This window comes from Streptomyces glaucosporus (genome assembly GCF_039533345.1).
Lineage (GTDB): Bacteria > Actinomycetota > Actinomycetes > Streptomycetales > Streptomycetaceae > Streptomyces > Streptomyces glaucosporus.
Window position 1 is genome coordinate 291147 of the sequence record NZ_BAAATJ010000003.1, and the last position, 24599, is coordinate 315745.

General features: G+C 71.7%; 18 protein-coding genes. 1 reads left to right on the forward strand and 17 read right to left on the reverse strand.

Going from position 1 to position 24599, the window contains the following annotated elements:
- Positions 1–76: 76 nt before the first annotated feature.
- The 16 genes from obgE to ABD358_RS05635 form a co-directional block, all read right to left on the reverse strand.
- Positions 77–1516 carry a GTPase ObgE gene (obgE, locus tag ABD358_RS05560; protein WP_344629705.1) on the reverse strand — a complete coding sequence of 480 codons (1440 nt, stop codon included), beginning with the start codon at positions 1514–1516 and terminating at the stop codon, positions 77–79.
- 211 nt (positions 1517–1727) lie between these two features.
- Entirely contained in the window at positions 1728–1985 is a 258-nt protein-coding gene (rpmA, locus tag ABD358_RS05565; RefSeq protein ID WP_344629706.1) for a 50S ribosomal protein L27, read from the reverse strand.
- Positions 1986–1999: 14 nt separating this feature from the next.
- A complete protein-coding gene (rplU, locus tag ABD358_RS05570) occupies positions 2000–2323 on the reverse strand; it encodes a 50S ribosomal protein L21 (RefSeq protein WP_031507467.1) in 324 nt (107 codons plus the stop codon).
- A 250-nt stretch (positions 2324–2573) separates the two neighbouring features.
- Positions 2574–6686: an Rne/Rng family ribonuclease gene (locus ABD358_RS05575; protein ID WP_344629707.1), complete on the reverse strand. Its 4113-nt coding sequence runs from the start codon at positions 6684–6686 to the stop codon at positions 2574–2576.
- 238 nt (positions 6687–6924) lie between these two features.
- Positions 6925–7671, reverse strand: a complete 747-nt coding sequence (locus ABD358_RS05580) for a TIGR03936 family radical SAM-associated protein (RefSeq protein ID WP_344629708.1) — start codon at positions 7669–7671, stop codon at positions 6925–6927.
- A gap of 103 nt (positions 7672–7774) precedes the next feature.
- The gene (locus tag ABD358_RS05585; protein ID WP_344629709.1) at positions 7775–8332 is read right to left on the reverse strand and encodes a GNAT family N-acetyltransferase; all 558 of its coding nucleotides are present in this window, start codon (positions 8330–8332) and stop codon (positions 7775–7777) included.
- A 98-nt stretch (positions 8333–8430) separates the two neighbouring features.
- Positions 8431–10359: a TIGR03960 family B12-binding radical SAM protein gene (locus ABD358_RS05590; RefSeq protein ID WP_344629710.1), complete on the reverse strand. Its 1929-nt coding sequence runs from the start codon at positions 10357–10359 to the stop codon at positions 8431–8433.
- Between the two features lie 96 nt (positions 10360–10455).
- On the reverse strand, positions 10456–11649 hold the full coding sequence (rodA, locus tag ABD358_RS05595) for a rod shape-determining protein RodA (RefSeq protein WP_344629711.1): 1194 nt from the start codon (positions 11647–11649) through the stop codon (positions 10456–10458).
- Positions 11646–13760, reverse strand: coding sequence for a penicillin-binding protein 2 (gene mrdA / locus ABD358_RS05600; protein WP_344629712.1), 2115 nt, complete (start codon positions 13758–13760; stop codon positions 11646–11648). The genes rodA and mrdA overlap by 4 nt, the downstream gene beginning before the upstream one ends.
- A gap of 13 nt (positions 13761–13773) precedes the next feature.
- Positions 13774–14478, reverse strand: a complete 705-nt coding sequence (gene mreD / locus ABD358_RS05605) for a rod shape-determining protein MreD (protein ID WP_344629713.1) — start codon at positions 14476–14478, stop codon at positions 13774–13776.
- Between the two features lie 9 nt (positions 14479–14487).
- A complete protein-coding gene (mreC, locus tag ABD358_RS05610; protein WP_344629714.1) occupies positions 14488–15486 on the reverse strand; it encodes a rod shape-determining protein MreC in 999 nt (332 codons plus the stop codon).
- Between the two features lie 162 nt (positions 15487–15648).
- Positions 15649–16668, reverse strand: coding sequence for a rod shape-determining protein (locus ABD358_RS05615; RefSeq protein ID WP_344629801.1), 1020 nt, complete (start codon positions 16666–16668; stop codon positions 15649–15651).
- A gap of 285 nt (positions 16669–16953) precedes the next feature.
- A complete protein-coding gene (gene ndk, locus ABD358_RS05620) occupies positions 16954–17367 on the reverse strand; it encodes a nucleoside-diphosphate kinase (RefSeq protein ID WP_344629715.1) in 414 nt (137 codons plus the stop codon).
- Between the two features lie 94 nt (positions 17368–17461).
- The gene (locus ABD358_RS05625; RefSeq protein WP_344629716.1) at positions 17462–17803 is read right to left on the reverse strand and encodes a DUF4233 domain-containing protein; all 342 of its coding nucleotides are present in this window, start codon (positions 17801–17803) and stop codon (positions 17462–17464) included.
- Positions 17803–19341 carry a bifunctional tetrahydrofolate synthase/dihydrofolate synthase gene (folC, locus tag ABD358_RS05630; RefSeq protein WP_425576250.1) on the reverse strand — a complete coding sequence of 513 codons (1539 nt, stop codon included), beginning with the start codon at positions 19339–19341 and terminating at the stop codon, positions 17803–17805. Before folC ends, ABD358_RS05625 begins: the two co-directional genes overlap by 1 nt.
- 89 nt (positions 19342–19430) lie before the next feature.
- Positions 19431–22079, reverse strand: a complete 2649-nt coding sequence (locus ABD358_RS05635) for a valine--tRNA ligase (RefSeq protein ID WP_425576251.1) — start codon at positions 22077–22079, stop codon at positions 19431–19433.
- 131 nt (positions 22080–22210) lie between these two features.
- On the opposite strand from ABD358_RS05635, the gene ABD358_RS05640 reads away from it, so the two are divergent.
- Entirely contained in the window at positions 22211–23185 is a 975-nt protein-coding gene (locus ABD358_RS05640; RefSeq protein WP_344629717.1) for a hypothetical protein, read from the forward strand.
- A gap of 102 nt (positions 23186–23287) precedes the next feature.
- On the opposite strand, the gene clpX is transcribed toward ABD358_RS05640, so the two are convergent.
- Positions 23288–24571, reverse strand: a complete 1284-nt coding sequence (gene clpX, locus ABD358_RS05645; RefSeq protein WP_344629718.1) for an ATP-dependent Clp protease ATP-binding subunit ClpX — start codon at positions 24569–24571, stop codon at positions 23288–23290.
- Positions 24572–24599 lie beyond the last annotated feature (28 nt).

Sequence of the window (24599 nt, forward strand, 5' to 3'; positions counted from 1 at the left end):
GGGAGGGCCCGGCGCTTGAAAGCGCCGGGCCCTCCCCCGTTCCGCTGCCGGGCAGACCGGCCGGTCGTGCGGACGGTCACGCGAAGGGGTCGAACTCCTCGTACTCCCGCAGGGTCTCGTCGCGTTCCGCGTCGCGCTCCCGGCGGCGCTGGGCGGCGGGGCGGAGGGTGTCCAGGCGGTGGTCCTCCCCGCGGCGGCCGAGCATCTCCGCGCCCGCGGACACCGAGGGCTCCCAGTCGAAGACCACGGCGTTCTCCTCGGGACCGATCGCCACCCCGTCGCCCTCGCGGGCGCCCGCCTTCATCAGCTCGTCCTCGACGCCGAGGCGGTTGAGGCGGTCGGCGAGGTAGCCCACGGCCTCGTCGTTGTTGAAGTCGGTCTGGCGGACCCAGCGCTCCGGCTTCTCGCCGCGCACGCGGAAGAAGCCCTCGCCCTCCTTGGTGACGGTGAAGCCCGAGTCGTCCACGGCCCTGGGCCGGATGACGATGCGGGTCGCCTCCTCCTTGGGCTGTGCCGCGCGCGCCTCCTCCACGATCCCCGCCAGGGCGTAGGACAGCTCCTTCAGGCCCTTGTGGCTGACGGCCGAGACCTCGAAGACCCGGTAGCCGCGGGCCTCGAGGTCGGGGCGGATGATGTCGGCGAGGTCCTGCCCGTCGGGGACGTCGACCTTGTTGAGGGCCACGATCCGCGGACGGTTCTCCAATCCGCCGTACTGCGCCAGTTCGGCCTCGATGACGTCGAGGTCGGTGACCGGGTCGCGGTCGGACTCCAGCGTCGCGCAGTCCAGTACGTGGACCAGGACCGCGCAGCGCTCGACGTGCCGCAGGAACTCCAGGCCCAGCCCCTTGCCCTGGCTGGCGCCGGGGATCAGGCCGGGTACGTCGGCGATGGTGTAGACGGTCGAGCCGGCCGTCACCACGCCCAGGTTGGGCACCAGCGTGGTGAAGGGGTAGTCGGCGATCTTCGGCTTGGCGGCGGAGAGGACGGAGATCAGCGAGGACTTGCCCGCCGACGGGTAGCCCACGAGCGCCACGTCGGCCACCGTCTTCAGCTCCAGGACGATGTCGCGGGTCTCCCCCGGTTCGCCCAGCAGCGCGAAGCCCGGCGCCTTGCGGCGGGGCGAGGCGAGCGCGGCGTTGCCCAGACCGCCCCGGCCGCCGCGGCCGGCGACGAAGGTGGTGCCGTGGCCGACCAGGTCGGCCAGGACGTTGCCCTGCTTGTCGAGGACGACCGTGCCGTTCGGCACGGGCAGCACCAGGTCCTTGCCGTCGGCGCCCGAGCGGTGTCCGCCCTCGCCCGGCCTGCCGTTGCCGGCCCGGCGGTGCGGGGTGTGGTGGTAGTCCAGCAGCGTGGTCACGGACTGGTCGACGACGAGGATCACGTCGCCGCCCCGGCCGCCGTTCCCGCCGTCCGGGCCGCCCAGCGGCTTGAACTTCTCGCGGTGTACGGAGGCGCAGCCGTGGCCTCCGTTACCCGCGGCGACGTGGAGCTCGACGCGGTCCACGAAGGTGGTCATGACGGAGTGCCTCCCGGCTGTCGATCAAGGGTGTACTGGCTGGCGTCCGCCGGGACCGGCCGCACCGGCCGGGCCGGGGAGCGTCGCGGTCCCGTCGGCGGCGCCATGGGTGTAACGCGCCGAGGGCGGATCCGCTTCCCCGCCGGTACGCGCGGCGCGCGTACGGCGGGAGGCGGTCCGCCCTCGGAAAGTGGTGTCGTGCCGTGCCGGATTACTCGCCGGCCGGGACGACGTTCACGACCTTGCGGCCGCGGTAGGTGCCGAACTGCACCGCACCGGCGGACAGCGCGAACAGCGTGTCGTCGCCGCCGCGGCCCACGCCGGCACCCGGGTGGAAGTGGGTGCCGCGCTGGCGGACCAGGATCTCGCCCGCCTTGACGACCTGGCCGCCGAAGCGCTTCACGCCGAGCCGCTGCGGGTTGGAGTCACGACCGTTCCTGGTGGACGATGCGCCCTTCTTGTGTGCCATCTCTCCTCAGTCCCTTACTTCGTCGCCGGGGCGTCGATGCCGGTGATCTTCAGCGCGGTGTGCAGCTGGCGGTGACCGATCCGCTTGCGGTAGCCGGTCTTGTTCTTGTACTTCAGGATGTCGATCTTGGCACCCTTGTGGTGGTCCACGACCTCGGCGTGGACCTTCACACCGGCCAGGACCCAGGGGTCACTGGTGACCGCGTCGCCATCGACGATGAGCAGGGTCGAGAGCTCGACGCTGTCGCCGACCTTGCTGTTGGAGATACGGTCAACCTCAATCACGTCCCCGACGGACACCTTCTGCTGGCGGCCGCCGGTGCGCACGATCGCGTACACGCGGAACTCTCTCTCGCTCGTGGGTGGAGCCCCTGATGCCAGCCGCCCGACACGGGCCGGCCCGTGGTATCCCAGGGGGTTGAGCGGCCTCTCCTCGCGCTCCGCGACATCGCGCGGAACCCGTGGAGGGATGTGCTCAGGAGCCTGGCGTGTTCATCGACACGCCGACGGTCAAGACTACGGGTCGGGAAGTCGAAGGGTCAAACCGGGCTCCCGGGCGCCATCGGCGCCCGGGAGCCGGCCGGACCCGTCAGTCCTCGGCCTGCGCCGAGACGGACGGCGGGGTCTGCTGCTCCGCCGCCGCGGTCTTCCCGGCCGCCGTCTTCTTCGCGGCCGTCTTCTTGGCGGTGCTCTTCTTCGCGGTGGTCTTGGCGGTGGTCTTCTTCGCCGCCGTCTTCGCCGCCGTCTTGGCCGTCGACTTGGCCGCCGTCTTCTTCGCGGTGGTCTTCTTGGCGGTGGTCTTCTTCGCCGCCGTCGACTTGGCCGCCGTCTTCTTCGCGGCCGTCTTGCGGGCCGTCTTCTTCGCCGGGGCGGGCTCCTCCTCCGGCTCCGGCTCACCGGCGGCCTCGGACCCGTCCGTGGTCTCCGTGACGACGACGGGCTCCGTGATCTCCGCCGCCTCCGGAGAGCCGGCCGGAGCGGCGGCCCGGCGCACCACGCGGCGGCGGGGCCGCGCCGGGGGCGCGGGCTCCTCCGCGGGAGCCTCGGCCGCGGGGGCCTCCGGGGCCTCCGCCTCCGGGGCGGGGGCCTCACGGACCGGCTCCACCGGCCCGGCGGGCTCCACGGCCTGCTTCCCGGCCGCCGGAACCACCACCACCGCAGCCTCGGCCTCGGCGGCCGCCTTCGGCGGACCCGCCGGAGCCGACACCTTGCGGGCCGCACGCCGGCGGGTGCGCGGCCGCGGCTCCTCCACGGCTCCGGGCGTCTCCACCGCACCGGCGGCCCCGGACACGGGCTCCTCGGCCGCGGGGGCCTCCGCCTCCGGGGCGGGGGCCTCACGGACCGGCTCCACCGGCCCGGCGGACTCCACGGCCTGCTTCCCGGACTCGACGGGCTCCTCGGCCGCCGGGACCACGGTCACCGCAGCCTCGGCCTCGGCGGCCGCCTTCGGCGGACCCGCCGGAGCCGACACCTTGCGGGCCGCACGCCGGCGCCTGCGGCCGCGCCGGGCGGCCTCCTCCGCCTCGGCGGCGCTGCTGTACAGCTCCTCGTCCGGGGCGAACGCCGGCTCGGGCAGTGCCGTGGGCTCGGCGGTCTCCGCCGCGACCTCTGCCGGGGTCTCCGGGGCCTCCGCCGCGGGCTCCTCCTCCGGCTCAGCGGCTGCGGGCTCCTCGGCGGCGGCCGGAATCTCGGGGACGGGCTGCTGCGCGGCGCCCTTGCCCTTCTTCCGGGCGCGCTTGCCACCACCGCCGCCCTGGGCCTGCACCTGGTCCATGTGGACGATGACGCCGCGGCCGTTGCAGTGCACGCAGGTCTCGGAGAAGGACTCCAGCAGCCCCTGCCCCACCCGCTTGCGGGTCATCTGGACCAGTCCCAGCGAGGTGACCTCGGCCACCTGGTGCTTGGTCCGGTCGCGGCCAAGGCACTCCAGCAGGCGCCGCATGACCAGGTCGCGGTTGGACTCCAGCACCATGTCGATGAAGTCGATCACGATGATGCCACCGAGGTCGCGCAGCCTGAGCTGGCGCACGATCTCCTCGGCGGCCTCCAGGTTGTTCCTGGTGACCGTCTCCTCCAGGTTGCCGCCCTGGCCGGTGAACTTGCCGGTGTTGACGTCGATCACGACCATCGCCTCGGTGCGGTCGATGACCAGCGATCCGCCGCTTGGCAGCCAGACCTTGCGGTCCAGCGCCTTCATCAGCTGCTCGTCGATCCGGTAGGTGGCGAAGACGTCGACCTCGGAGGTCCACCTCTGCAGCCGGCCGGCCAGGTCCGGCGCGACGTGCGAGACGTATCCGTGGATCGTCTCCCACGCCTGGTCGCCGCTGATGATGACCTTGGAGAAGTCCTCGTTGAAGATGTCGCGGACGACGCGGACGGTCATGTCCGGCTCGCCGTAGAGCAGCGTCGGCGCGTTGCCCTTGCGGGCCTTCTTCTGGATCTCCTCCCACTGCGCCTGGAGCCGTTCGACGTCGCGGCGCAGCTCCTCCTCGCTGGCGCCCTCGGCGGCGGTGCGGACGATGACGCCCGCGTCCTCGGGGACGATCCGCTTGAGGATCTGCTTGAGCCGGGCCCGCTCGGTGTCCGGAAGCTTGCGGCTGATGCCGGTCATCGAGCCCTCGGGCACGTAGACCAGGTAACGGCCGGGGAGGGAGACCTGGCTGGTCAGCCGGGCTCCCTTGTGCCCGATCGGGTCCTTGGTGACCTGGACGAGGACGGACTGGCCGGACTTGAGCGCGCTCTCGATGCGGCGCGGCCCCCCGGACATCCCCAGGGCCTCGAAGTTCACCTCGCCGGCGTAGAGGACGGCGTTGCGCCCCTTGCCGATGTCGACGAACGCGGCCTCCATGGAGGGCAGGACGTTCTGGACCTTGCCCAGGTAGACGTTGCCGACGTAGCTGGTCGACTGCTCCTTGTTGACGAAGTGCTCGACGAGGACACCGTCCTCCAGCACGCCGATCTGGGTGCGCTCGCCGCTCTGGCGGACCACCATGACGCGCTCGACCGCCTCGCGGCGGGCCAGGAACTCGGCCTCGGTGATGATCGGGACGCGGCGGCGGCCCTGCTCGCGGCCCTCGCGGCGGCGCTGCTTCTTGGCCTCCAGACGGGTGGAACCCTTGATGGACTGCACGCCGTCGGCGCTCTCGGCGGCCTCGTCCCGCTTCTTCCGCGGCTCGCGGATCTTGACGACGGTGCGCTCGGGGTCGTCGGGGGCGAGCTCGGCGCCCGCGGTCTCGGCGTCACCGCTGCGACGGCGGCGGCGACGGCGGCGGCGCGAGGTGCTGCTGGACGCGGTCGAGTGCTCGTCCGCGGCGCTCCCGGCGGCCTCTTCCTCGCCCTGCTCGGCGCGGTGCTCCTCCTCGGCCGGGGCCGGGGGCTCCTCGCCGCTCTCCTCGCCGCTCTCCTCGCCCTCGTCCTCCTCGTCGGCCCGGTCCTCGTCGGAGCCCTCGGCGTCACCGCCGCGACGGCGGCGGCGTCCGCCGCGGCGACGGCGGCGTGCGGGGCGCTCGTCGGACTCCTCGAAGTCCTCGGCCTGGTCTTCCGCCTCCTCGTCCGTCTCGTCGGGCTCCTCGAAGCCCTCGGCCTCCTCGGCACCGCCGGCGGAGGTGTCGTCCTCGGGGTGCTCGGCCCGCTCGGCCTCCTCACCGCCACGACGGCGGCGGCGACGACGGCGACGCGAGGACGCGGCGGACTCGGCGTAGGAGCCCTCGTCGGCGTACTCGCCGTACCCGGTCTCCTCCTCGTCCTCGTCGTCCGGCTCCTCCAGTGCCGCGGCCTCGGCCGCGGCGGCGATGGCGGCGGTCTCCGGGGTCTGGAACACCGGCTCGGTGAACACGGGGGCCTGGAACACCGCCATGGGCGGCTTCTTCCTCACGCGCCGCTGGGGTTCTCCGGCCTCGGCCGCGGCGGGCTTCTCCGGAGCCTCGGGGGTCCGGGCGGCGGGAGCGGCCTCGGGCTTCCCCGCATCGGTCTTCCCGCCGTCGGTCTTCCGCGCCTCGGTCTTCTCGGCGGCGGTCCGGCGGGTGGTGCGCCGCCGGGTACGGGTGGGAGCCGGCTGCTCCCCGGCCGCCTCGGCGGCGGTCTCGGCGGGCTTCTCGGCGGCCTCCTGCCCGGCTTCCTGACCGGCCTCCGCGGCCCGGACGGACTGCTCGGGCTCGGCGGGCTGGTCTCCGGCCTTCTCCTCCGCCTGCTGCGGCGGTCCCGCCGGAGCGGACGCCCGGCGGGTGGTGCGCCGCCGGGTACGGGCGGGAGCCGGCTGCTCCCCGGCCGCCTCGGCGGCGGTCTCGGCGGGCTTCTCGGCGGCCTCCTGCCCGGCTTCCTGACCGGTCTCCGCGGCACCGGTGCCGGTCCGCGCCGCGGGCAGCACCGTCTCGGCCGTCTCAGGCGGTCCCGCCGGAGCGGTGGCCCGGCGCACCACGCGTCGCCGGGACCGCGGGGGTGCGGGCTCGGCCTCGGGAGCCGGGGCGGAGGGGGTCTCCGCCGGCGGCTCACCGGCCTGCGCGGCCGCCGGGGCGACGACCTCCGGCTCCGCGGTGGTGACCGCGGGCGGTCCCGCCGGGCGGGACACGGCACGCCGGCGGCGGCGCGGCGGCGGGGTGTCGCCGGGGGTCTCGTGTGCGGTCGGGGTCTCTCCGCCGGTGGCGGGGGACGTCCTGTCGTTGTCGTTCGCGGTGGTCTCCGCGGATTCCGTGGGTTCGCGCATGCGGGCGGTTCTCCCGTCACGCTCCCGGGCGCCGTACCTCGGTCCGGTCGGGCTCCGCTCGATGTGCGCGGGCCGTCGTCCGGGGCGCGGGCGCCGCACGGGAGCTGTCGTCTCGCTCGCCGGTCCCGTGCCGTCGGGCCCGGAACCGGCGAAAGTCTGCTGGTCGGTGCGCCTGCCTGACGGCCGGACCCGGGTGGCTCCCTGGTGCCTCGCACATCGGCGGCGCGGCGGCGTCGGCCTATGCGGTGACGTCCGGCGCCGTCGCGACGGGTGTTGCGTCGCGGTCGGGCGCGAACGGATCGGTCACCGTGCCGGTCTCCTCATCGAGCGGCCCCTGCGCCAGCCTGGTCACCGCTGCGGGGACCGGCGGCGCCAGGTCGGCCGTAGCTCGGAGGCCGGACAGGACGTCGTCGGGTCGTACGGCGGGTGTCTGGTGCCGCACTACCAGGCGCAGTATCGCACAGGGGGACTCCCCCGGCCTATCGGACCCGGCCGGGACGGCCTCCAGTGAGGCCACCGCGGCGCGTGTGTCGAACGTGCGCATGCCTTTCTTGGTCTGCCTCTGGACCTCCACCGAGTCGGCGGCGAGAAACACCTCGATCGCCTTCCCCGCCTCCTCCGGTGTCACACCGTCCAGCCGCAGCTCCCAGCAGGAGGCCGTGAGCCGCTCGGCGAAACCGCTGGTGCGGGCTTCCACCGCGTCGACGACGTCGAGTCCGCCGGGGAGCGAGTCGTCGAGCTGTCGCCGCAGCTCCTCGGGGTCGCGCCGTTCGGTGAGGGCGATCTCCAGGTACTCGGCCTCGCTCCCCGTGCCGGTCGGCGCCGCGTTCGCGTACGAGACCTTGGGGTGCGGGGTGAAACCCGCGGAGTACGCCATGGGCACGTCGGCCCGGCGCAGCGCCCGCTCGAAGGCGCGCTGGAAGTCGCGGTGGCTGGTGAACCGGAGGCGGCCGCGCTTGGTGTAGCGCAGTCGGATGCGCTGCACCGCGGGTGCGGGCGGCGGGCCTTCGGGCTGTCGCTTGCCCAGTGTCCCTCAGTCCTTCGTGCTGTCCTGGGCCCGGCGTGGGGCCTTGTTCCTTTCCCCCAGGTTACGCGGCTCCCGGGTTCGATGCGGTCGGTACCCAGTACCGCAGCTTCACACCCCTCCGGTCCTCGAAGACTCCGCCGCACGCCTCGATGACCTTCCGGGAGGCGATGTTGGTGTGGTCGCAGGTGATCAGGGCCGGATCGATGCCCAGGGAGCGGGCCACCGGCAGGGCCGCGCGCAGCATGGCGGTCGCGTGGCCGCGGCGGCGGGCCGAGGCGCGCACGTCGTAGCCGATGTGCCCGCCGTAGTCGAGGAGGAAGGGGTTGAGCCGGTGGCGGATGGCGATGCGACCGAGGTAGGTGTCGCCGTCGACCCACCACAGGGTGGTGCACGGCACGTGCCCCGACGGGCGCGGGGAGCCCTCCTCGGCGTCGGCGCGGACCCGGGCGACGTACGCGGCGAAGACCTCCGGGTCCTCCCAGCGGCCGCGGTACTCGCGCAGGTCGCGGCCGACCATCGAGTTGTCGTCCGGCGCTCCGCGGCCCTCCGCCGCGAACTCCTCCATCGCCCCGACGAAGGAGGCGTGGACTCGGACGGTGGGGGCGATCAGCTCCGGCATGGCAGCAGTCTCCCAGTGCACGCCCGCCTCCGGCCGGAGGGTCGGCGCCGGCCGGAGGCGGTTCGGAGGCGGTCCGCGATCGGTCGGGACCGGCGGGGCTACTTGTCGACGACCGTCAGCGGCAGCAGCTTCCTGCCCGTCGGGCCGACCTGGATCTCGGTGCCCATCTGCGGGCAGACGCCGCAGTCGAAGCACGGGGACCAGCGGCAGTCCTCGACCTCGGTCTCGTCGAGGGCGTCCTGCCAGTCCTCCCACAGCCAGTCCTTGTCGAGACCGGAGTCGAGGTGGTCCCAGGGCAGGACCTCCTCGTAGGTGCGCTCGCGCGTGGTGTACCAGTCGACGTCCACGCCGTGGGGGGCCAGCGCGCGCTCGGCGCACTCCATCCACAGGTCGTAGGAGAAGTGCTCGCGCCAGCCGTCGAAGCGGCCGCCGGCCTCGTAGACCGCGCGGATGACGTCGCCGACGCGGCGGTCGCCGCGCGAGAGCAGGCCCTCGACGATGCCGGGCTTGCCGTCGTGGTAGCGGAAGCCGATGGAGCGGCCGTACCGCTTGTCGGCGCGGATCTTCTCGCGGAGCTTCTCCAGGCGGGCGTCGGTCTCCTCGGCGGAGAGCTGCGGGGCCCACTGGAAGGGGGTGTGCGGCTTGGGCACGAAGCCGCCGATGGAGACGGTGCAGCGGATGTCGTTGGAGCCGGACACCTCACGGCCCTTGGCGATGACCTTGCCGGCCATGTCGGCGATCTGCAGGACGTCCTCGTCGGTCTCCGTCGGCAGGCCGCACATGAAGTACAGCTTCACCTGCCGCCAGCCGTTGCCGTAGGCGGTGGCGACGGTGCGGATCAGGTCGTCCTCGGAGACCATCTTGTTGATGACCTTGCGGATGCGCTCGCTGCCGCCCTCGGGGGCGAAGGTCAGGCCGGAGCGGCGGCCGTTGCGGGTCAGCTCGTTGGCCAGGTCGATGTTGAAGGCGTCGACGCGGGTGGACGGCAGCGACAGGCCGATCTTGTCGTCCTCGTAGCGGTCCGCCAGGCCCTTGGCGATGTCGCCGATCTCGCTGTGGTCGGCGGAGGAGAGCGAGAGCAGGCCGACCTCCTCGAAACCGGTGTTCTTCAGGCCCTTCTCGACCATCTCGCCGATGCCGGTGATGGAGCGCTCGCGCACCGGGCGGGTGATCATGCCCGCCTGGCAGAAGCGGCAGCCCCGGGTGCAGCCGCGGAAGATCTCCACGCTCATCCGCTCGTGGACGGTCTCGGCCAGCGGCACCAGCGGCTTCTTGGGGTAGGGCCACTCGTCGAGGTCCATCACGGTGTGCTTGGTCACACGCCACGGCACACCGGAGCGGTTGGGGACGACGCGGGCGATCCGCCCGTCGGGCAGGTACTCCACGTCGTAGAACCTCGGCACGTACACGCCGCCGGTCTGCGCCAGGCGCAGCAGCAGCCCGTCGCGCCCGCCGGGGCGGTCCTCGGCCTTCCAGTCCCGGATGATCTCGGTGATCTCCAGGACGGCCTGCTCGCCGTCGCCGATGACCGCGCAGTCGACGTAGTCCGCGATCGGCTCGGGGTTGAAGGCGGCGTGGCCGCCCGCGATGACCACCGGGTGGTCCGGGCCGCGGTCCTTCGCCTCCAGGGGGATGCCCGCCAGGTCGAGCGCGGTGAGGAGGTTGGTGTAGCCCAGCTCGGTGGAGAAGGAGACGCCGAGCACGTCGAAGGCACCGACCGGGCGGTGGGCGTCCACCGTGAACTGCGGGACGCCGTGCTCCCGCATGAGCTTCTCCAGGTCCGGCCAGACGCTGTAGGTGCGCTCGGCGAGCACGCCCTCGCGCTCGTTGAGGACCTCGTAGAGGATCATGACGCCCTGGTTGGGCAGGCCGACCTCGTAGGCGTCGGGATACATCAGCGCCCAGCGGACATCGCAGGCGTCCCAGTCCTTGACGGTGGAGTTCAGCTCTCCGCCGACGTACTGGATCGGCTTCTGGACGTGCGGGAGGAGGGCCTCCAGGCGCGGGAAGACCGACTCGACAGGCATGGGTGGTGTCCTCGGTGCTGGGATCTGCTGATCTGCGGACGGAAGTGACCATCCAGCGTAACGCCTGCCGGAGCGGACGCCCCGCGCCGCCCGGACTCAGGCGGACACGGGGCGCTGCGACCGGATCGACTGGAGCAGTCCGATGGCGATCCACACCGCGAACATCGAGGTGCCCCCGTAGCTGACGAAGGGCAGCGGCAGGCCGGCGACCGGCATGATGCCCATGGTCATCCCGATGTTCTCGAAGGACTGGAACGCGAACCAGGCGATGATCCCGGCGGCGACGATCGTGCCGTACAGATCGGTCGCCTCCCGCGCGATGCGGCAGGCGCGCCAGAGCACCACGGCGATCAGGAAGATGATCAGGCCCGCGCCGAGGAAGCCCAGTTCCTCGCCCGCGACGGTGAAGACGAAGTCGGTCTGCTGCTCGGGGACGAACCGCCCGGTGGTCTGGGTGCCCTCGAACAGGCCCTTTCCGTAGAGCCCGCCCGAGCCGATGGCGATACGGGCCTGGTTGGTGTTGTAGCCCGCGCCGGACGGGTCGAGGGCCGGGTTGGCGAAGGCCGCGAACCGCTTGATCTGGTAGTCGTCGAGCACGCCGAGCTGCCAGACCAGTACCGCGCCGATGCCGCCCGCCGCGAGCAGGCCGATGATCCAGCGGTTGGACGCCCCGGAGGCCAGCAGCACCCCGAGCACGATCACGGCCAGCACCATCACCGAGCCCATGTCGGGCATCAGCATGACGATCCCGATCGGTACGGCGGCCAGGCCCAGGGCCTGCACCACCGTGCGGTGGTCGGGGTGGACGCGGTCCCCGGCGTCCACCCGGGCCGCCAGTATCATCGCCATCCCCAGGATGATGGTGATCTTGGCGAACTCGGCCGGCTGGAGCGAGAATCCGCCGCCCAGCTTCAGCCACGCGCGCTGGCCGTTGATCGTCGCGCCGAGCGGGGTGAGCACGAGCAGCGCCAGCAGCACCGACAGCCCGTACAGCACCGGGACCGCGCCGCGCAGCCTGCGGTGGCCCAGCCAGATGGTGCCCACGGCCAGCGCGATGCCGCCGGCGAGGCCGAGCAGGTGGCGCCAGAGGAAGTACTGCGGGTCGCCCTCGTTCAGCTCGGTGCGGTTGCGGGTGGCGGACCACACCAGCAGGGCGCCGAGGACCGACAGCGCCATGCAGGCGAGCAGCAGCGTCCAGTCCAGGCGCCGCACGACGGAGTCGCGGGCCGTGATCCTGCTCCAGGCCGACCGCTCCTGCCAGGGCCGCCCCTCGTAGGAATGGGTGCTCACGGTGTGAAGCCCTTCTGCCGCTGGGCCTCGATCGTGCCGTCCGGGTTGATCTCCGGGAGTTCCTTCTGCGGCTTCGGCAGCAGCGCCTTGTCCTTGTGGATCCTGCCCTCGTCGTCCACCCCGTACAGCGCGTCGTAGATGTTGCGCACGGCGGGGCCGGAGGCGCCGGAGCCGGTGCCGCCCTGGGAGATCGTCATGACGATCGTGTAGTCCTCGGTGTACGTGGCGAACCACGAGGTGGTCTGCTTGCCGTGGACCTCGGCGGTACCGGTCTTGGCGTGCATGGGGATCTTGTCCTGGGGCCAGCCGGTGTCGGCGAAGCGCCAGGCCGCGGTTCCGCGGGTGGCGACGCCTTCGAGTGCCTTGTCCATCTGCCGGAGGGTCTTGCGGTCTATCGGCAGCCTGCCCCTCTTCTTCGGCTCGATCTCCTTGACGCGCTTGCCGTCCGGGCTGATGACCGCCTTGCCGACGGTGGGCTCGTACATGGTGCCGCCGTTGCTGAGGGCTCCGTAGATCACGGCCATCTGAATGGGCGTCACCAGGGTGTCGCCCTGCCCGATGGAGTAGTTGACGCTGTCGCCGGCGCGCAGCTTGTTGCCCTCCAGGCAGTTCTCGTAGGCGATCTTCTCGACGTAGTCCCCGTCCTTCTTGCCGTACTCGCACCAGGAGTCCTTGTTGGCCTCCCAGTACTCCTGCTTCCACTTCCGGTCGGGGACGCGGCCGGCGACCTCGTTGGGCAGGTCGATCCCGGTGGTCTCGCCCAGGCCGAACTCGTGGGCCATCCTGTAGAACCAGTCCTTGGGGTTCTTCTTCGGGTTCGCTCCCCCGTCCTTCTTCCACTCCTGGTGGGCGAGGGCGTAGTAGACGGTGTCGCAGGAGACCTCCAGCGCGCGGCCGAGGTCGATCATGCCGTGGTTCTGCGACTCGAAGTTCTTGAAGACCTGGCTGCCGATGCTGTACGAGGACGAGCAGTTGTAGCGTCCGTCGAACTCGTAGCCGGCCTTGACGGCCGCGGCGGTCGGGATCACCTTGAAGATCGAACCGGGCGCCGCCTGTCCCTGGATGGCCCGGTTGAGCAGCGGGTGGTTGGACTTCTTCCCGGTGAGCTCGGCGTAGTCCTTGGCGGAGATCCCGCCCACCCAGGCGTTGGGGTCGTAGTCCGGCAGGGAGGCCATCGCCACGACCCGGCCGGTCTTGGACTCCATCACCACGACCGCGCCCGCGTCCGCCTTGTAGTTCTCGCCGGTGTTGTCGTCGAACACCTTGCGGGCTTCCTTCATCGCCCTGGCCAGCTCCTTCTCGGCGACGGCCTGGACGCGGGCGTCGATGCTGGTGACCAGGCTGGAGCCGGGCTCGCCCTCGTCGCTCTCGGCCTCCCCGATGACCCGGCCGAGGTTGTCCACCCTGTACCGCGTCACGCCCGCGTCGCCGCGCAGTGCGGCGTCGTAGCTGCGCTCCAGTCCGGAGCGGCCGATCTGGTCGGAGCTGAGCAGCGGCGAGTCGCTGTCCTTGGCCTTCTCGATCTCCTCGTCGGTCACCGGCGAGAGGTAGCCCAGTACCTGCGCGGTGTGGGCGCCGTACGGGGCCGGGTAGCGGCGGACGGCGGTGGGCTCGGCGGTGATGCCGGGGAAGTCCTCGGCGCGCTCGCGGATCTGGAGCGCCTGCTGCGTGGTGGCCTCGTCGGTGATCGGGATGGGCTGGTAGGGGGAGCCGTTCCAGCACGGCTGCGGCGTCTCGGCGTCGCAGAGGCGGATCTTCTCGGACACCTCCTTGTAGGTCATGCCCAGGACGTCGGCCAGCCGGGTGAGCACGGCCTTGCCGCCGTCCTCCATCTTCATCAGCTCGGTGCGGCTGGCGGAGACCACCAGCCGGGTCTCGTTGTCGGCCAGCGGCACTCCGCGGGCGTCGAGGATGGCACCGCGCACGGCCGGCTGGACGACCTGCTGGACGTGGTTGCCCGCGGCCTTCTCCGCGTACTCCTCGCCGTTGCGGATCTGGAGGTACCACAGCCGCCCGCCGAGGGTGAACATCAGCGAGAAGACCAGGATCTGGATGGCGACCAGCCGGATGGTGACCCTGGGCGTGCGCCCGGTCTCGGGAATGTTGCTCACTGCTCCGCCTCCGTCACAGCCGCTTGACTCCCCTGATCCGTCCCACCTTGTTCCTGGACGTCCGCGTCAGGAGCCTGCCGCTCCGGGCGCCCCTCACGCGGGTCGTCCTGCCGCCCAGCCACCGGGCGCGGCCCGTGCCGAGCAGCCCGCCGCCGTATCCGGAGGCGCCGCTCGCCGTGGCGCCCGTCGCGCTGCCCGCCGCCTCGGCGAGCGGGTCGTGCTGGGTGCGGCGGGCCAGGGCCATGACCGCCGGGACGGTGAACGGTGCGAGCAGCAGGTCGTAGACGGTCGCCGTCAGCAGCAGTCCGCCCAGGCCCACGTGGCGGGCGGCGGTGTCCCCCACCAGCGCGCCGACGCCCGCGTACAGCAGGGTGGAGGAGAGCGCGGCGCCCGCCACGACGAGCATCGGGACGGTGGCGCTGCGGTGCCGGCCGTTCTCCGGCTTCGTCAGGCCGGCGGCGTAGCCGACGACGCACAGCACCAGGGCGTACCGGCCCACGGCGTGGTCGGCGGGCGGTGCCAGGTCGGCCAGCAGTCCGGCGCCGAAGCCGACCAGGGCGCCGCCCGTGTGGCCGTACACCAGTGCCAGGCCGAGGACGGTCAGCAGCAGCAGGTCCGGGACGGCGCCCGGGAGCTGGAGCCGGGCCAGCACGCTGACCTGGACGACCAGGGCGACGACGAGGAGCGCGGTCGAGAGCAGGATCCGGTTGAGGTGCATCGCTGTAGGTCAGCTCCTGGAGGGGCCGGGGTCGGGGGTCGCCCCGGCGGAGGGGGTGGCTCCGCCGGAGGGGGCGGCCCCCTCGGAGGGGCCGGCGCCCGCGGAGGGGGTGGCGGTCACCGTGACCGTCGGGGCGGGCTTGGCCTTCGGTTTCGGCGGGAGCACCGCGTCGCGCGGATCGGCGCGCGGCGCCTTGACGACGACGCCGACGGTGTCGAGCTTGGTGAAGCCCACGTACGGCCGCACCCGCACCGTCCTGGTGAGGCCGCCGCTGTGCGGGTCGACCTGGATGACCTCCCCGACCGGCACGCCGGGGACGAACGGCCTGTCGTTGCTGGAGCCGAAGGTGACCAGGCGGTCGCCCTTCTTCACCTCGGCCTTGCTGTTGAGGAGCTGGACGGTCAGGGCGCTGTCGCCGCGGCCGTTGGCGAAGCCCAGCTCGTTCGTGCCCTCCACCCGGGTGCCGACGGTGAAGTCGGGGTCGTTGGCGAGCAGCACGGTGGAGGTGCTCGGCCCGACGGTGGTCACCCGGCCGACGAGCCCGTCGCCGTTGATGACGGTCATGTCGCGCCTGATGCCGTCCCGCTCCCCGACGTCGAGGGTGACGGTCCAGGAGAAGCCCTGGGCGGCGCCGATCCCGATGACCTGGGCGGCCTTGATGCCGTACTGCCCGGCGCCCGCGGTCCTGAGGAGCCTGTCCAGTTCGCGCGCCCGGGTGCCGTCCCGTTCGGAGTCGGCGAGAAGCTGCTTCAACTCCGCGTTCTCTCGCTCCAGTTGGCTGATCCGGTCGTGGCGCTCACCGGAGTCCCGTACGGCGGCGATGGCGTTGCCCACGGGATCGACGGCGGTGGCGACGCCGTTCTCCACCGGACCGAGGACGGATGCCGTGACCTCCCGTGCTCCGTCGAGCGGCGAGCGCTCGCCCCCGCGGATGTCCACCGTGATCAGTGCGAACGCGATGGCAACCAGCAGGACGAGCAGCAGCCGGCTCTCTCGTGTGTCTCTCACGTGCGACGGCCGTGCCTTCCCGTTGTCGGAGTTGTCTGACCGTGGTGTCGTTCCGTGTCCGCGGCGCGCCCGGCGGCCGGGCGGGGCGCCGCGGCCCGGACGGCTCCGCGCCGTGCCCGGTGACGGCGGCGGGACCGGGAGGGCTCCCCGGTCCCGCCGCCGTCACCGGCGCGGCTGCGAGTCGAGCACCTGCTGGAGCGCCTCGAACTCCTCGACGCACTTGCCGGAGCCCAGCGCCACGGAGTCCAGCGGGTTCTCGGCGATGTGGATGGGCATGCCCGTCTCCCGCCGCAGCCGCTCGTCCAGACCGCGCAGGAGGGCGCCGCCCCCGGTGAGCACGATGCCGCGGTCCATGATGTCGCCGGAGAGCTCGGGCGGGCACTTGTCGAGGGTCGTCTTCACCGCGTCCACGATGGAGTTGACGGGCTCCTCGATGGCCTTGCGGATCTCGGCGGCCGAGATCACCACGGTCTTCGGCAGCCCGCTGACCAGGTCGCGGCCGCGGACCTCGGTGTGCTCGTCGGCCTCCATGTCGTACGCCGAGCCGATCGAGATCTTGATGCTCTCGGCGGTGCGCTCACCGAGGAGGAGGCTGTACTCCTTCTTGATGTGGTGGATGATCGCGTTGTCCAGCTCGTCGCCCGCGACGCGGATGGACTGGGCCGTGACGATCCCGCCGAGGGAGATCACCGCGACCTCGGTGGTGCCGCCGCCGATGTCGACGACCATGTTGCCCGTCGCCTCGTGGACCGGAAGGCCCGAACCGATCGCGGCGGCCATCGGCTCCTCGATGATGTGCACCTGCCTGGCACCGGCCTGCGTCGAGGCCTCGATGACCGCACGGCGCTCGACGCCCGTGATACCGGAGGGAACGCAGACGACCACCCGGGGGCGCGCGAGGTAACGCCGCTTGTGGATTTTGAGAATGAAGTAGCGGAGCATCCGCTCGGTGATCTCGAAGTCGGCGATGACGCCGTCCTTCAGGGGGCGGACCGCCACGATGTTGCCAGGGGTGCGGCCGATCATCTTCTTCGCCTCGGCGCCGACCGCGAGGATTCCGCCGGTGTTGGTGTTGATGGCGACGACCGACGGCTCGTTGAGGACGATTCCGCGACCCCTGACGTACACCAGCGTGTTGGCGGTCCCGAGGTCGACAGCCATGTCACGGCCGATGAACGACATGTTGTTCGCCATGAGGATACGTCAGGCCTTCCAACTGGAGCGATGTGAGAGGGAGGACGACAGCGTGCGCTGAGGGGCGCGGAGAAGTTTCCATCGTAGTCGCGCTCGTTCGAACGCGGCGGGAGGGTTCCTCCTCCGTCATTGTCGGCGGAACGCGTGCCATCCCCGTAAGGGCTGACGTCGCGTCCGGGTGATTCGTTCCCCCGAGTGGGGGTGGATTCACTGTGGGGCGATCGAATTCCATCGATCGCCCCAGGTCAAGAGATTCGCGAAGATGACACGCCGTCATCCGTGTGAGGGAAAGAAAATCTTCAGTTCCCTCTCCGCGGACTCCTCGGAGTCCGAGGCGTGGATGAGGTTCTCACGCACGATCGTTCCGAAGTCCCCCCGGATGGAGCCGGGCGGCGCGGCGATCGGGTCGGTCGGGCCCGCCAGACCGCGGACGCCCTCGATCACCCTTTCGCCCTCGACCACCATCACCACGGCCGGACCCGACGCCATGAACTCCAGCAGCGGCTCGTAGAACGGGCGGCCGACGTGCTCGGCGTAGTGCTGCTCCAGCGTCTCGCGGTCCAGCGTGCGCAGCTCCATCGCGCTGATCCGCCAGTCGGCCTTGCGCTCGATCCGTCCGACGATCTCGCCGATCAGGCCCCGCCTGACCGCGTCGGGCTTGAGGATGACGAGAGTGCGCTGGCTCATGGGCTGCGGCTCCTTCGGAGTGCGGCGGAACAAGGGATTCACAAGTGCTCGAAAGGCTACAGCGGCGCCGCCGGAAACCCGGCGGCGCCACCTGTCAGACGGTGTCGGCCCCGGCCGCGAAGCGGGCCTTGGCCTCGTCGATCTTCCGGCCGAAGTGGACCGACGCCCACCACAGCCCGGCGAAGAGCGCGCCGAGGAAGAACATCGCCGGGACGACGAAGCCGGACGCGATCAGACCGATCTGCAGCGCCCAGCCCAGTTGCAGCGCCCCGGGCCGGCCGAGCACGCCGCACAGCACCAGGCACAGCGCCATCGCCACACCGCTGACGGTCCACACCGTCGTCGCCGGCAGGTCGCCGAGTCTCATCGCCACCAGTCCGGCGAAACCGATGACGAGGAACTCGCCGATGAGGGTGGAGGCGCAGAGCGTGCGCATCAACGGTCCTTTCCGAGGAGCAGCCGGGCCTCGCCGACGGTGAAGACCGAGCCGGTGACGAGTACGCCGGCACCGGCGTACTCGCCCTCCTCCTCGGCCAGGGTGACGGCCTCCTCCAGCGCGTCGTCGAGCCGGGGCTCGACCTGGACCCGCTCCTCGCCGAAGACCTCCACGGCCAGCGCCGCGAGTTCGTCCACGTCCATGGCGCGGGTGGTGGTGTTACGGGTGACCACGACCTCGGCGAAGATCGGCTCGAAGGCCTCCAGCAGCCCCCGCACGTCCTTGTCGGCGCTGGGGGCGACCACCCCGACCAGGCGGCTGAAGCCGAACGCCTCGGTGACCGCCTCGGCCGTGGCCCGCGCGCCCGCCGGGTTGTGGGCGGCGTCCAGCACGACGGTCGGGCTGCGGCGCACCACCTCCAGGCGCCCCGGCGAGGTCACGGAGGCGAAGGCGGCGCGGACGGCGTCGATGTCCAGGGTGCGGACCTGCTCGGCGCCGATGCCGAAGAACGCCTCCACGGCGGCCAGCGCCACGGCGGCGTTGTGCGCCATGTGGGCGCCGTGCAGCGGCAGGAAGACCTCCGGGTACTCGCCGCCCAGCCCGCGCAGGGTCAGCAGCTGGCCGCCGACGGCGACCTCGCGGGCGACGACGCCGAACTCCAGCCCCTCGCGGGCGACGGTGGCGTCCGTCTCCGCGGCCCTGCGCAGGATCACCGAGGCGGCCTCCACCGGCTGCTGGGCCAGGACGACGGTGGCGCCCGGCTTGACGATGCCGGACTTCTCCTCCGCGATCTTCCCGGGCGTGTCGCCGAGCCGGTCGGTGTGGTCCAGCGAGATCGGGGTGACGACGGCGACGCCCGCGTCGATCACGTTGGTGGCGTCCCAGGTCCCGCCCATGCCGACCTCGACGACCGCCACGTCCACGGGGGCGTCGGCGAAGGCGGCGTAGGCCATGCCGGTCAGCACCTCGAAGAACGACAGCCGGTGCTCGGAAGAGGCGTCGACCATCTCGACGTACGGCTTGATGTCCCGGTACGTCTCGATGAACCTCTCGGGTGCGATGGGCGCGCCGTCCAGGCTGATCCGCTCGGTCATGGCCTGCACGTGCGGGCTGCTGTAGCGGCCGGTGCGCAGGTCGAAGGCGCTCAGGAGCGCCTCGATCATCCGGGCGGTGGTGGTCTTGCCGTTGGTGCCGGTGATGTGGATGCAAGGGTAGGAGCGCTGGGGTTCGCCCAGGACGTCCATCAGGGCGGCGATGCGCTTCAGCGAGGGGTCCAGCCGCGTCTCCGGCCAGCGCCCCACCAGCTCGTCCTCCACCTCGCGCAGCGCCCGGTCCAGCTCGGGGTCCGCGGGCCGGGTGGGCAGGTCGCCCGGGGGCGGTCCCGCCTGGGTGCGGAGGGTGCGGCTGCCCGCCTCGATCACGGCCATGTCGGGGTCGCGGTCGGTCTCGGCGCCGATGATCTCGTCGAACTTCTCGACCAGGTCGGGCTCGTCGTCGTGGCCGTTGCCGGAACCGTCGTGCGGGGGGTGCTCACTCACTGTTTCAGTGTACGGAGACGGCCGCGGCCGCCACGCCCGGGCGGGGGTGGCGGCCGCGGCCGTACCGTCGTGCCGGTGTGCCGGCGGCGTCAGCCCTGCGGCAGCGCCTCCAGCTGGGCCGAGATCCGGGCGATGTCCGCCTCGGCCTGCGCCTTGCGGGCGCGGATCTTCTCGACCACCTGGTCGGGGGCCTTGGAGAGGAAGCCCTCGTTGCCGAGCTTGGCGGTGGTCTGGGCCAGCTCCTTCTCCGCCGCCGCCAGGTCCTTCGCCAGCCGCTTGCGCTCGGCCGCGAAGTCGATCGCCCCGGAGAGGTCCAGCTCGACCTTCGCGCCCGCCACCGGCAGGGACGCGGTGGGCTGGAAGTCCTCGCCCGCCGGCGTGAGCCGGGACAGGGAGCGGATGGCCGCCTCGTGCGCCGCCAGGGCCGTGCCGTCCAGGGTCAGCCGGGCCGGGACGCGCTGGCCGGGCTGGAGGCCCTGGTCGGCGCGGAACCGGCGGACCTCGGTGATCACCTGCTGGAGCTCGGCGATCTCCCGCTCGGCCGCCGCGTCGCGGAAGCCGGAGTCGGCCGGCCAGTCGGCGATCACGACGGACTCCCCGCCGGTCAGCGTCGTCCACAGCGCCTCGGTGACGAACGGCATCACCGGGTGGAGCAGCCGCAGCGTGACGTCCAGGACCTCGCCCAGGACGCGGGCGGAGCGGCGGGCGGCCTGGCCGCCCTCGGCGAAGGTGGTCTTGGACAGCTCGACGTACCAGTCGAAGACCTCGTCCCACGCGAAGTGGTAGAGGAGGTCGGAGAGCTTGGCGAACTGGTAGTCGTCGTAGTACGCGTCCACCTCCGCCACGACCGTGTTCAGCCGGGAGAGGATCCAGCGGTCGGTCGGCGACAGCTCCTCGGGCGCGGGCAGGTCGCCCTCGACCGTGGCGCCGTTCATCAGCGCGAAGCGGGTGGCGTTCCAGACCTTGTTGGCGAAGTTGCGGGACGCCTGGACCCAGTCCTCGCCGATGGGCACGTCGACTCCGGGGTTGGCGCCGCGCGCCAGGGTGAAGCGGACGGCGTCGGAGCCGTACTTGTCCATCCAGTCCAGCGGGTCGACGACGTTGCCGAAGGACTTCGACATCTTCTTGCCGAACTGGTCGCGGACCATGCCGTGCAGCACGATCTGGTGGAACGGCGGGGTGCCGTCCATCGCGTACAGGCCGAACATCATCATCCGGGCGACCCAGAAGAAGAGGATGTCGTACCCGGTGACCAGGACGGAGTTCGGATAGAACTTCTCCAGGCTCTCGGTCTTCTCCGGCCAGCCCAGCGTGGAGAAGGGCCACAGGCCGGAGGAGAACCAGGTGTCCAGGACGTCGCTCTCCTGGTGCCAGCCCTCGCCGCTCGGGGGCTCCTCGTCCGGTCCGACGCAGACCGTCTCGCCGTTCGGGCCGTACCAGACGGGGATGCGGTGGCCCCACCACAGCTGGCGGGAGATGCACCAGTCGTGGAGGTTGTCCACCCAGTCGAAGTAGCGCTTGGCCATCTCCTTGGGGTGGATGGAGACCCGGCCGTCGCGGACCGCGTCGCCCGCGGCCTTCGCCAGCGGACCGACCTTGACCCACCACTGCATCGACAGCCGCGGCTCGATGGTGGTCTTGCAGCGCGAGCAGTGGCCGACGGAGTGGACGTACGGGCGCTTCTCGGCGACGATCCGCCCCTCGGCGCGCAGCGCGGCGACGACCGCCGAGCGGGCCTCCAGCCGGTCCAGGCCCTGGAACGGACCGTGGGCGGTGATCACGGCGTGCTCGTCCATGACCGTGACGGCGGGCAGGTCGTGGCGGCGGCCGATCTCGAAGTCGTTCGGGTCGTGGGCCGGGGTGACCTTGACGGCACCCGTGCCGAACTCCGGGTCGACGTGCTCGTCCGCGACGATCGGGATACGGCGGCCGGTGAGCGGCAGCTCGATCTCGGTGCCGACGAGGTGGGCGTAGCGCTCGTCACCGGGGTGGACCGCCACGGCGGTGTCGCCGAGCATCGTCTCGGCGCGGGTGGTGGCGACGACGATGGAGTTCTCGCCCTCGCCGTAGCGGATGGAGACCAGCTCGCCGTCCTGGTCGGCGTACTCCACCTCGATGTCGGAGATGGCCGTCAGGCAGCGCGGGCACCAGTTGATGATCCGCTCGGCCCGGTAGATCAGCTCGTCGTCGTAGAGCCGCTTGAAGATCGTCTGGACTGCGCGGGAGAGCCCCTCGTCCATGGTGAAGCGCTCGCGCGACCAGGCGACGCCGTCGCCCAGGCGCCGCATCTGGCCGGAGATCTGCCCGCCGGACTCGGCCTTCCACTGCCACACGCGCTCGACGAACGCCTCGCGGCCCAGGTCGTGGCGGGACTTGCCCTCCTTGGCCAGCTCGCGCTCGACGACGTTCTGGGTGGCGATGCCCGCGTGGTCCATGCCCGGCTGCCACAGCGTCTCGAAGCCCTGCATGCGCTTGCGGCGGGTGAGGGCGTCGATCAGCGTGTGCTCGAAGGCGTGGCCCAGGTGGAGGCTGCCGGTGACGTTGGGCGGGGGGATGACGACCGTGTACGGCGGCTTGTCGCTGCCGGCGTCCGCCTCGAAGTAACCGCGCTCTACCCAGCGCTCGTACAGCTTCCCCTCTACCTCGGCCGGAACGTACTGGGTCGGCAGACTGGCATGGGCGCTGTTCGACGGCTCCGCCCCGGCGGGGGTCGGGCTCTGCTGAGTGTTCTCGGTCACGACCGCCAGTGTACGGGCGACATTGTCGCAGTCTCGAATCGGTTTGGGGACCGGCGGCGCCGGGGAGAGCCGCCATCCGCGAGGATGGGGGCTGCTGTTCATGTGCATGTCCAACAAAGGGGGAACCCGTCATGAGTTACAGCCAGCCGCCGCCGCAGCCCGGCCCGTACGGCCAGCAGCCTCCGCAGCAGCCGGGCTACGGCTACCCGCAGCAGCCGCAGGGCCAGCCCGGGTACGGCTACCCGCAGCAGCCCGGATATCCGCAGCAGCACGGTTTCCCCCAGCAGCAGGGCCACCCCCAGCAGGGTGGCTACCCGCCGCAGCCCGGCCCGTACGGGCCCCAGCCGGGCTATCCCCAGCAGCCCGATCCCTACGGCCAGCAGCCGGGGTACCCCCAGCAGCCCGGCCCCTACGTCCCCCCGCCCCAGCAGGGCGGCGGCGGTGGCAAGAAGGCCGGCATCGTCATCGGCGCCGTCGCGGTCGTGGCCGCGCTCGCGGTGGGCGCCTGGCTGGTCTTCGGCGGTGGTGGCGGCGACCTTGCGGACGACGGCCCGCACAAGCTGGAGCTGAAGGACACCGCCGGCGGGATGTACAAGGTCCCCAACACGGACGGCCGGAGCGGGCAGGACGACACCCTGAAGACCAAGCTTCCCGTCGGCAACCCCACCAGCGTCGCCGCCGGCTACAGCGGCACCAAGCCGACCGGCGCCGCGGAGGACTCCATCGCGACGCTGACGGACATGGTGGTCTTCTCCGGCGTCTACGGCGAGGTGAAGGACCCCGGAAAGACCCTCGACGCCTTCTTCGCCCTCATGCGGGCCGAGATGCAGAAGGACCCCTCGAACCAGAAGACCGAGTTCGAGGGCGAGCCCCAGGAGGTGACCCCCGAGGGAGCCGACGGAGCCCTGGTCCAGTGCCAGAAGATGGTCCCCGCCGAGGGCACGGAGGTGAAGCCCGGCGACCCGGAGTCCATCCACGTGTGCGCCTGGGCCGACTACAGCACCTTCGGCACGGTCACGCCGGTGGGCAGGCAGGCTCCGCACGACCTCGACGGCATGGCCGAGCTGCTCGGCAAGATGCGCCAGGACCTGCGCGTCGCGAAGTGACCCGCCGCTCCCGGACGGCACGGATGCGCGGGCGGCGGACACGGCGAAGGCGCCCGGCGGGATCTCCCGCCGGGCGCCTTCCCTCACGACTGCGGCTCGGCCCTACGCGCTCTTCTCCCGCGGGCCCTGGTCGCCGCGGGTCCGCGGCACCAGGGTGGGGTTGACGTTGGAGTGGACGACGTCGGCGGTGATCACCACGCGGGCCACGTCCTTGCGGGAGGGCACCTCGTACATCACCGACATCAGCACCTCCTCCATGATCGCGCGCAGGCCCCGTGCTCCCGTGCCGCGGAGGATCGCCTGGTCGGCGATGGCCTCCAGCGCCGGGCGGTCGAAGTCCAGCTCCACCCCGTCGAGCTCGAAGAGCCGCTGGTACTGCTTGACCAGCGCGTTGCGCGGCTCGACCAGGATCTTCAGCAGGGCCTCGCGGTCGAGGTTGTGGACGGAGGTGATGACCGGCAGGCGGCCGATGAACTCCGGGATCATGCCGAACTTGACCAGGTCCTCGGGCATGACGTCCTCGAACTGGTTGCTCGCCTCGATCTCGCGCTTGGAGCGGATCGTGGCGCCGAAGCCGATGCCCTTGGCGCCCGCCCGGGACTCGATGATCTTCTCCAGGCCGGCGAAGGCGCCGCCCACGATGAACAGCACGTTCGTGGTGTCGATCTGGATGAACTCCTGGTGCGGGTGCTTCCGCCCGCCCTGCGGCGGCACGGAGGCCGTGGTGCCCTCCAGGATCTTCAGCAGCGCCTGCTGCACGCCCTCCCCGGAGACGTCCCGGGTGATGGAGGGGTTCTCGCTCTTGCGGGCGACCTTGTCGATCTCGTCGATGTAGATGATCCCGGTCTCGGCCTTCTTCACGTCGTAGTCGGCGGCCTGGATCAGCTTCAGGAGGATGTTCTCGACGTCCTCGCCCACATAGCCGGCCTCGGTCAGGGCGGTGGCGTCGGCGATGGCGAAGGGGACGTTCAGCATCCGGGCGAGGGTCTGCGCCAGCAGCGTCTTGCCGGAGCCCGTGGGACCGAGGAGGAGGATGTTGGACTTGGCCAGCTCGATGCCGTCGTCCCGGCCCTGCGAACCGCCGTTCTCACCCGCCTGAACCCGCTTGTAGTGGTTGTAGACGGCGACGGAGAGGGCCTTCTTCGCGGCCTCCTGACCGACGACGTAGCTCTCCAGGAACTCGTAGATCTCCCGCGGCTTGGGCAGCTCGTCCCAGCGCGTCTCGGAGGTGTCCGCGAGCTCCTCCTCGATGATCTCGTTGCAGAGGTCGATGCACTCGTCGCAGATGTACACGCCCGGCCCCGCGATGAGCTTCTTCACCTGCTTCTGGCTCTTGCCGCAGAACGAGCACTTGAGCAGATCGCCGCCGTCTCCGATGCGTGCCACGAGGTGCTTCTCCTTCGCCTGGGATCCG

Bases quoted from the DNA above. Each gene is read 5' to 3' on its own strand.
- ABD358_RS05590 (WP_344629710.1), bottom strand. From the start codon at position 10,359: ATGCCTGTCGAGTCGGTCTTCCCGCGCCTGGAGGCCCTCCTCCCGCAC.
- ABD358_RS05625 (WP_344629716.1), bottom strand. From the start codon at position 17,803: ATGCGCACGCTCTGCGCCTCCACCCTCATCGGCGAGTTCCTCGTCATC.
- mreD (WP_344629713.1), bottom strand. From the start codon at position 14,478: ATGCACCTCAACCGGATCCTGCTCTCGACCGCGCTCCTCGTCGTCGCC.
- ABD358_RS05615 (WP_344629801.1), bottom strand. From the start codon at position 16,668: ATGTCGTTCATCGGCCGTGACATGGCTGTCGACCTCGGGACCGCCAAC.
- ABD358_RS05640 (WP_344629717.1), top strand. From the start codon at position 22,211: ATGAGTTACAGCCAGCCGCCGCCGCAGCCCGGCCCGTACGGCCAGCAG.
- ABD358_RS05585 (WP_344629709.1), bottom strand. From the start codon at position 8,332: ATGCCGGAGCTGATCGCCCCCACCGTCCGAGTCCACGCCTCCTTCGTC.
- rpmA (WP_344629706.1), bottom strand. From the start codon at position 1,985: ATGGCACACAAGAAGGGCGCATCGTCCACCAGGAACGGTCGTGACTCC.
- ABD358_RS05575 (WP_344629707.1), bottom strand. From the start codon at position 6,686: ATGCGCGAACCCACGGAATCCGCGGAGACCACCGCGAACGACAACGAC.
- ndk (WP_344629715.1), bottom strand. From the start codon at position 17,367: ATGAGCCAGCGCACTCTCGTCATCCTCAAGCCCGACGCGGTCAGGCGG.
- obgE (WP_344629705.1), bottom strand. From the start codon at position 1,516: ATGACCACCTTCGTGGACCGCGTCGAGCTCCACGTCGCCGCGGGTAAC.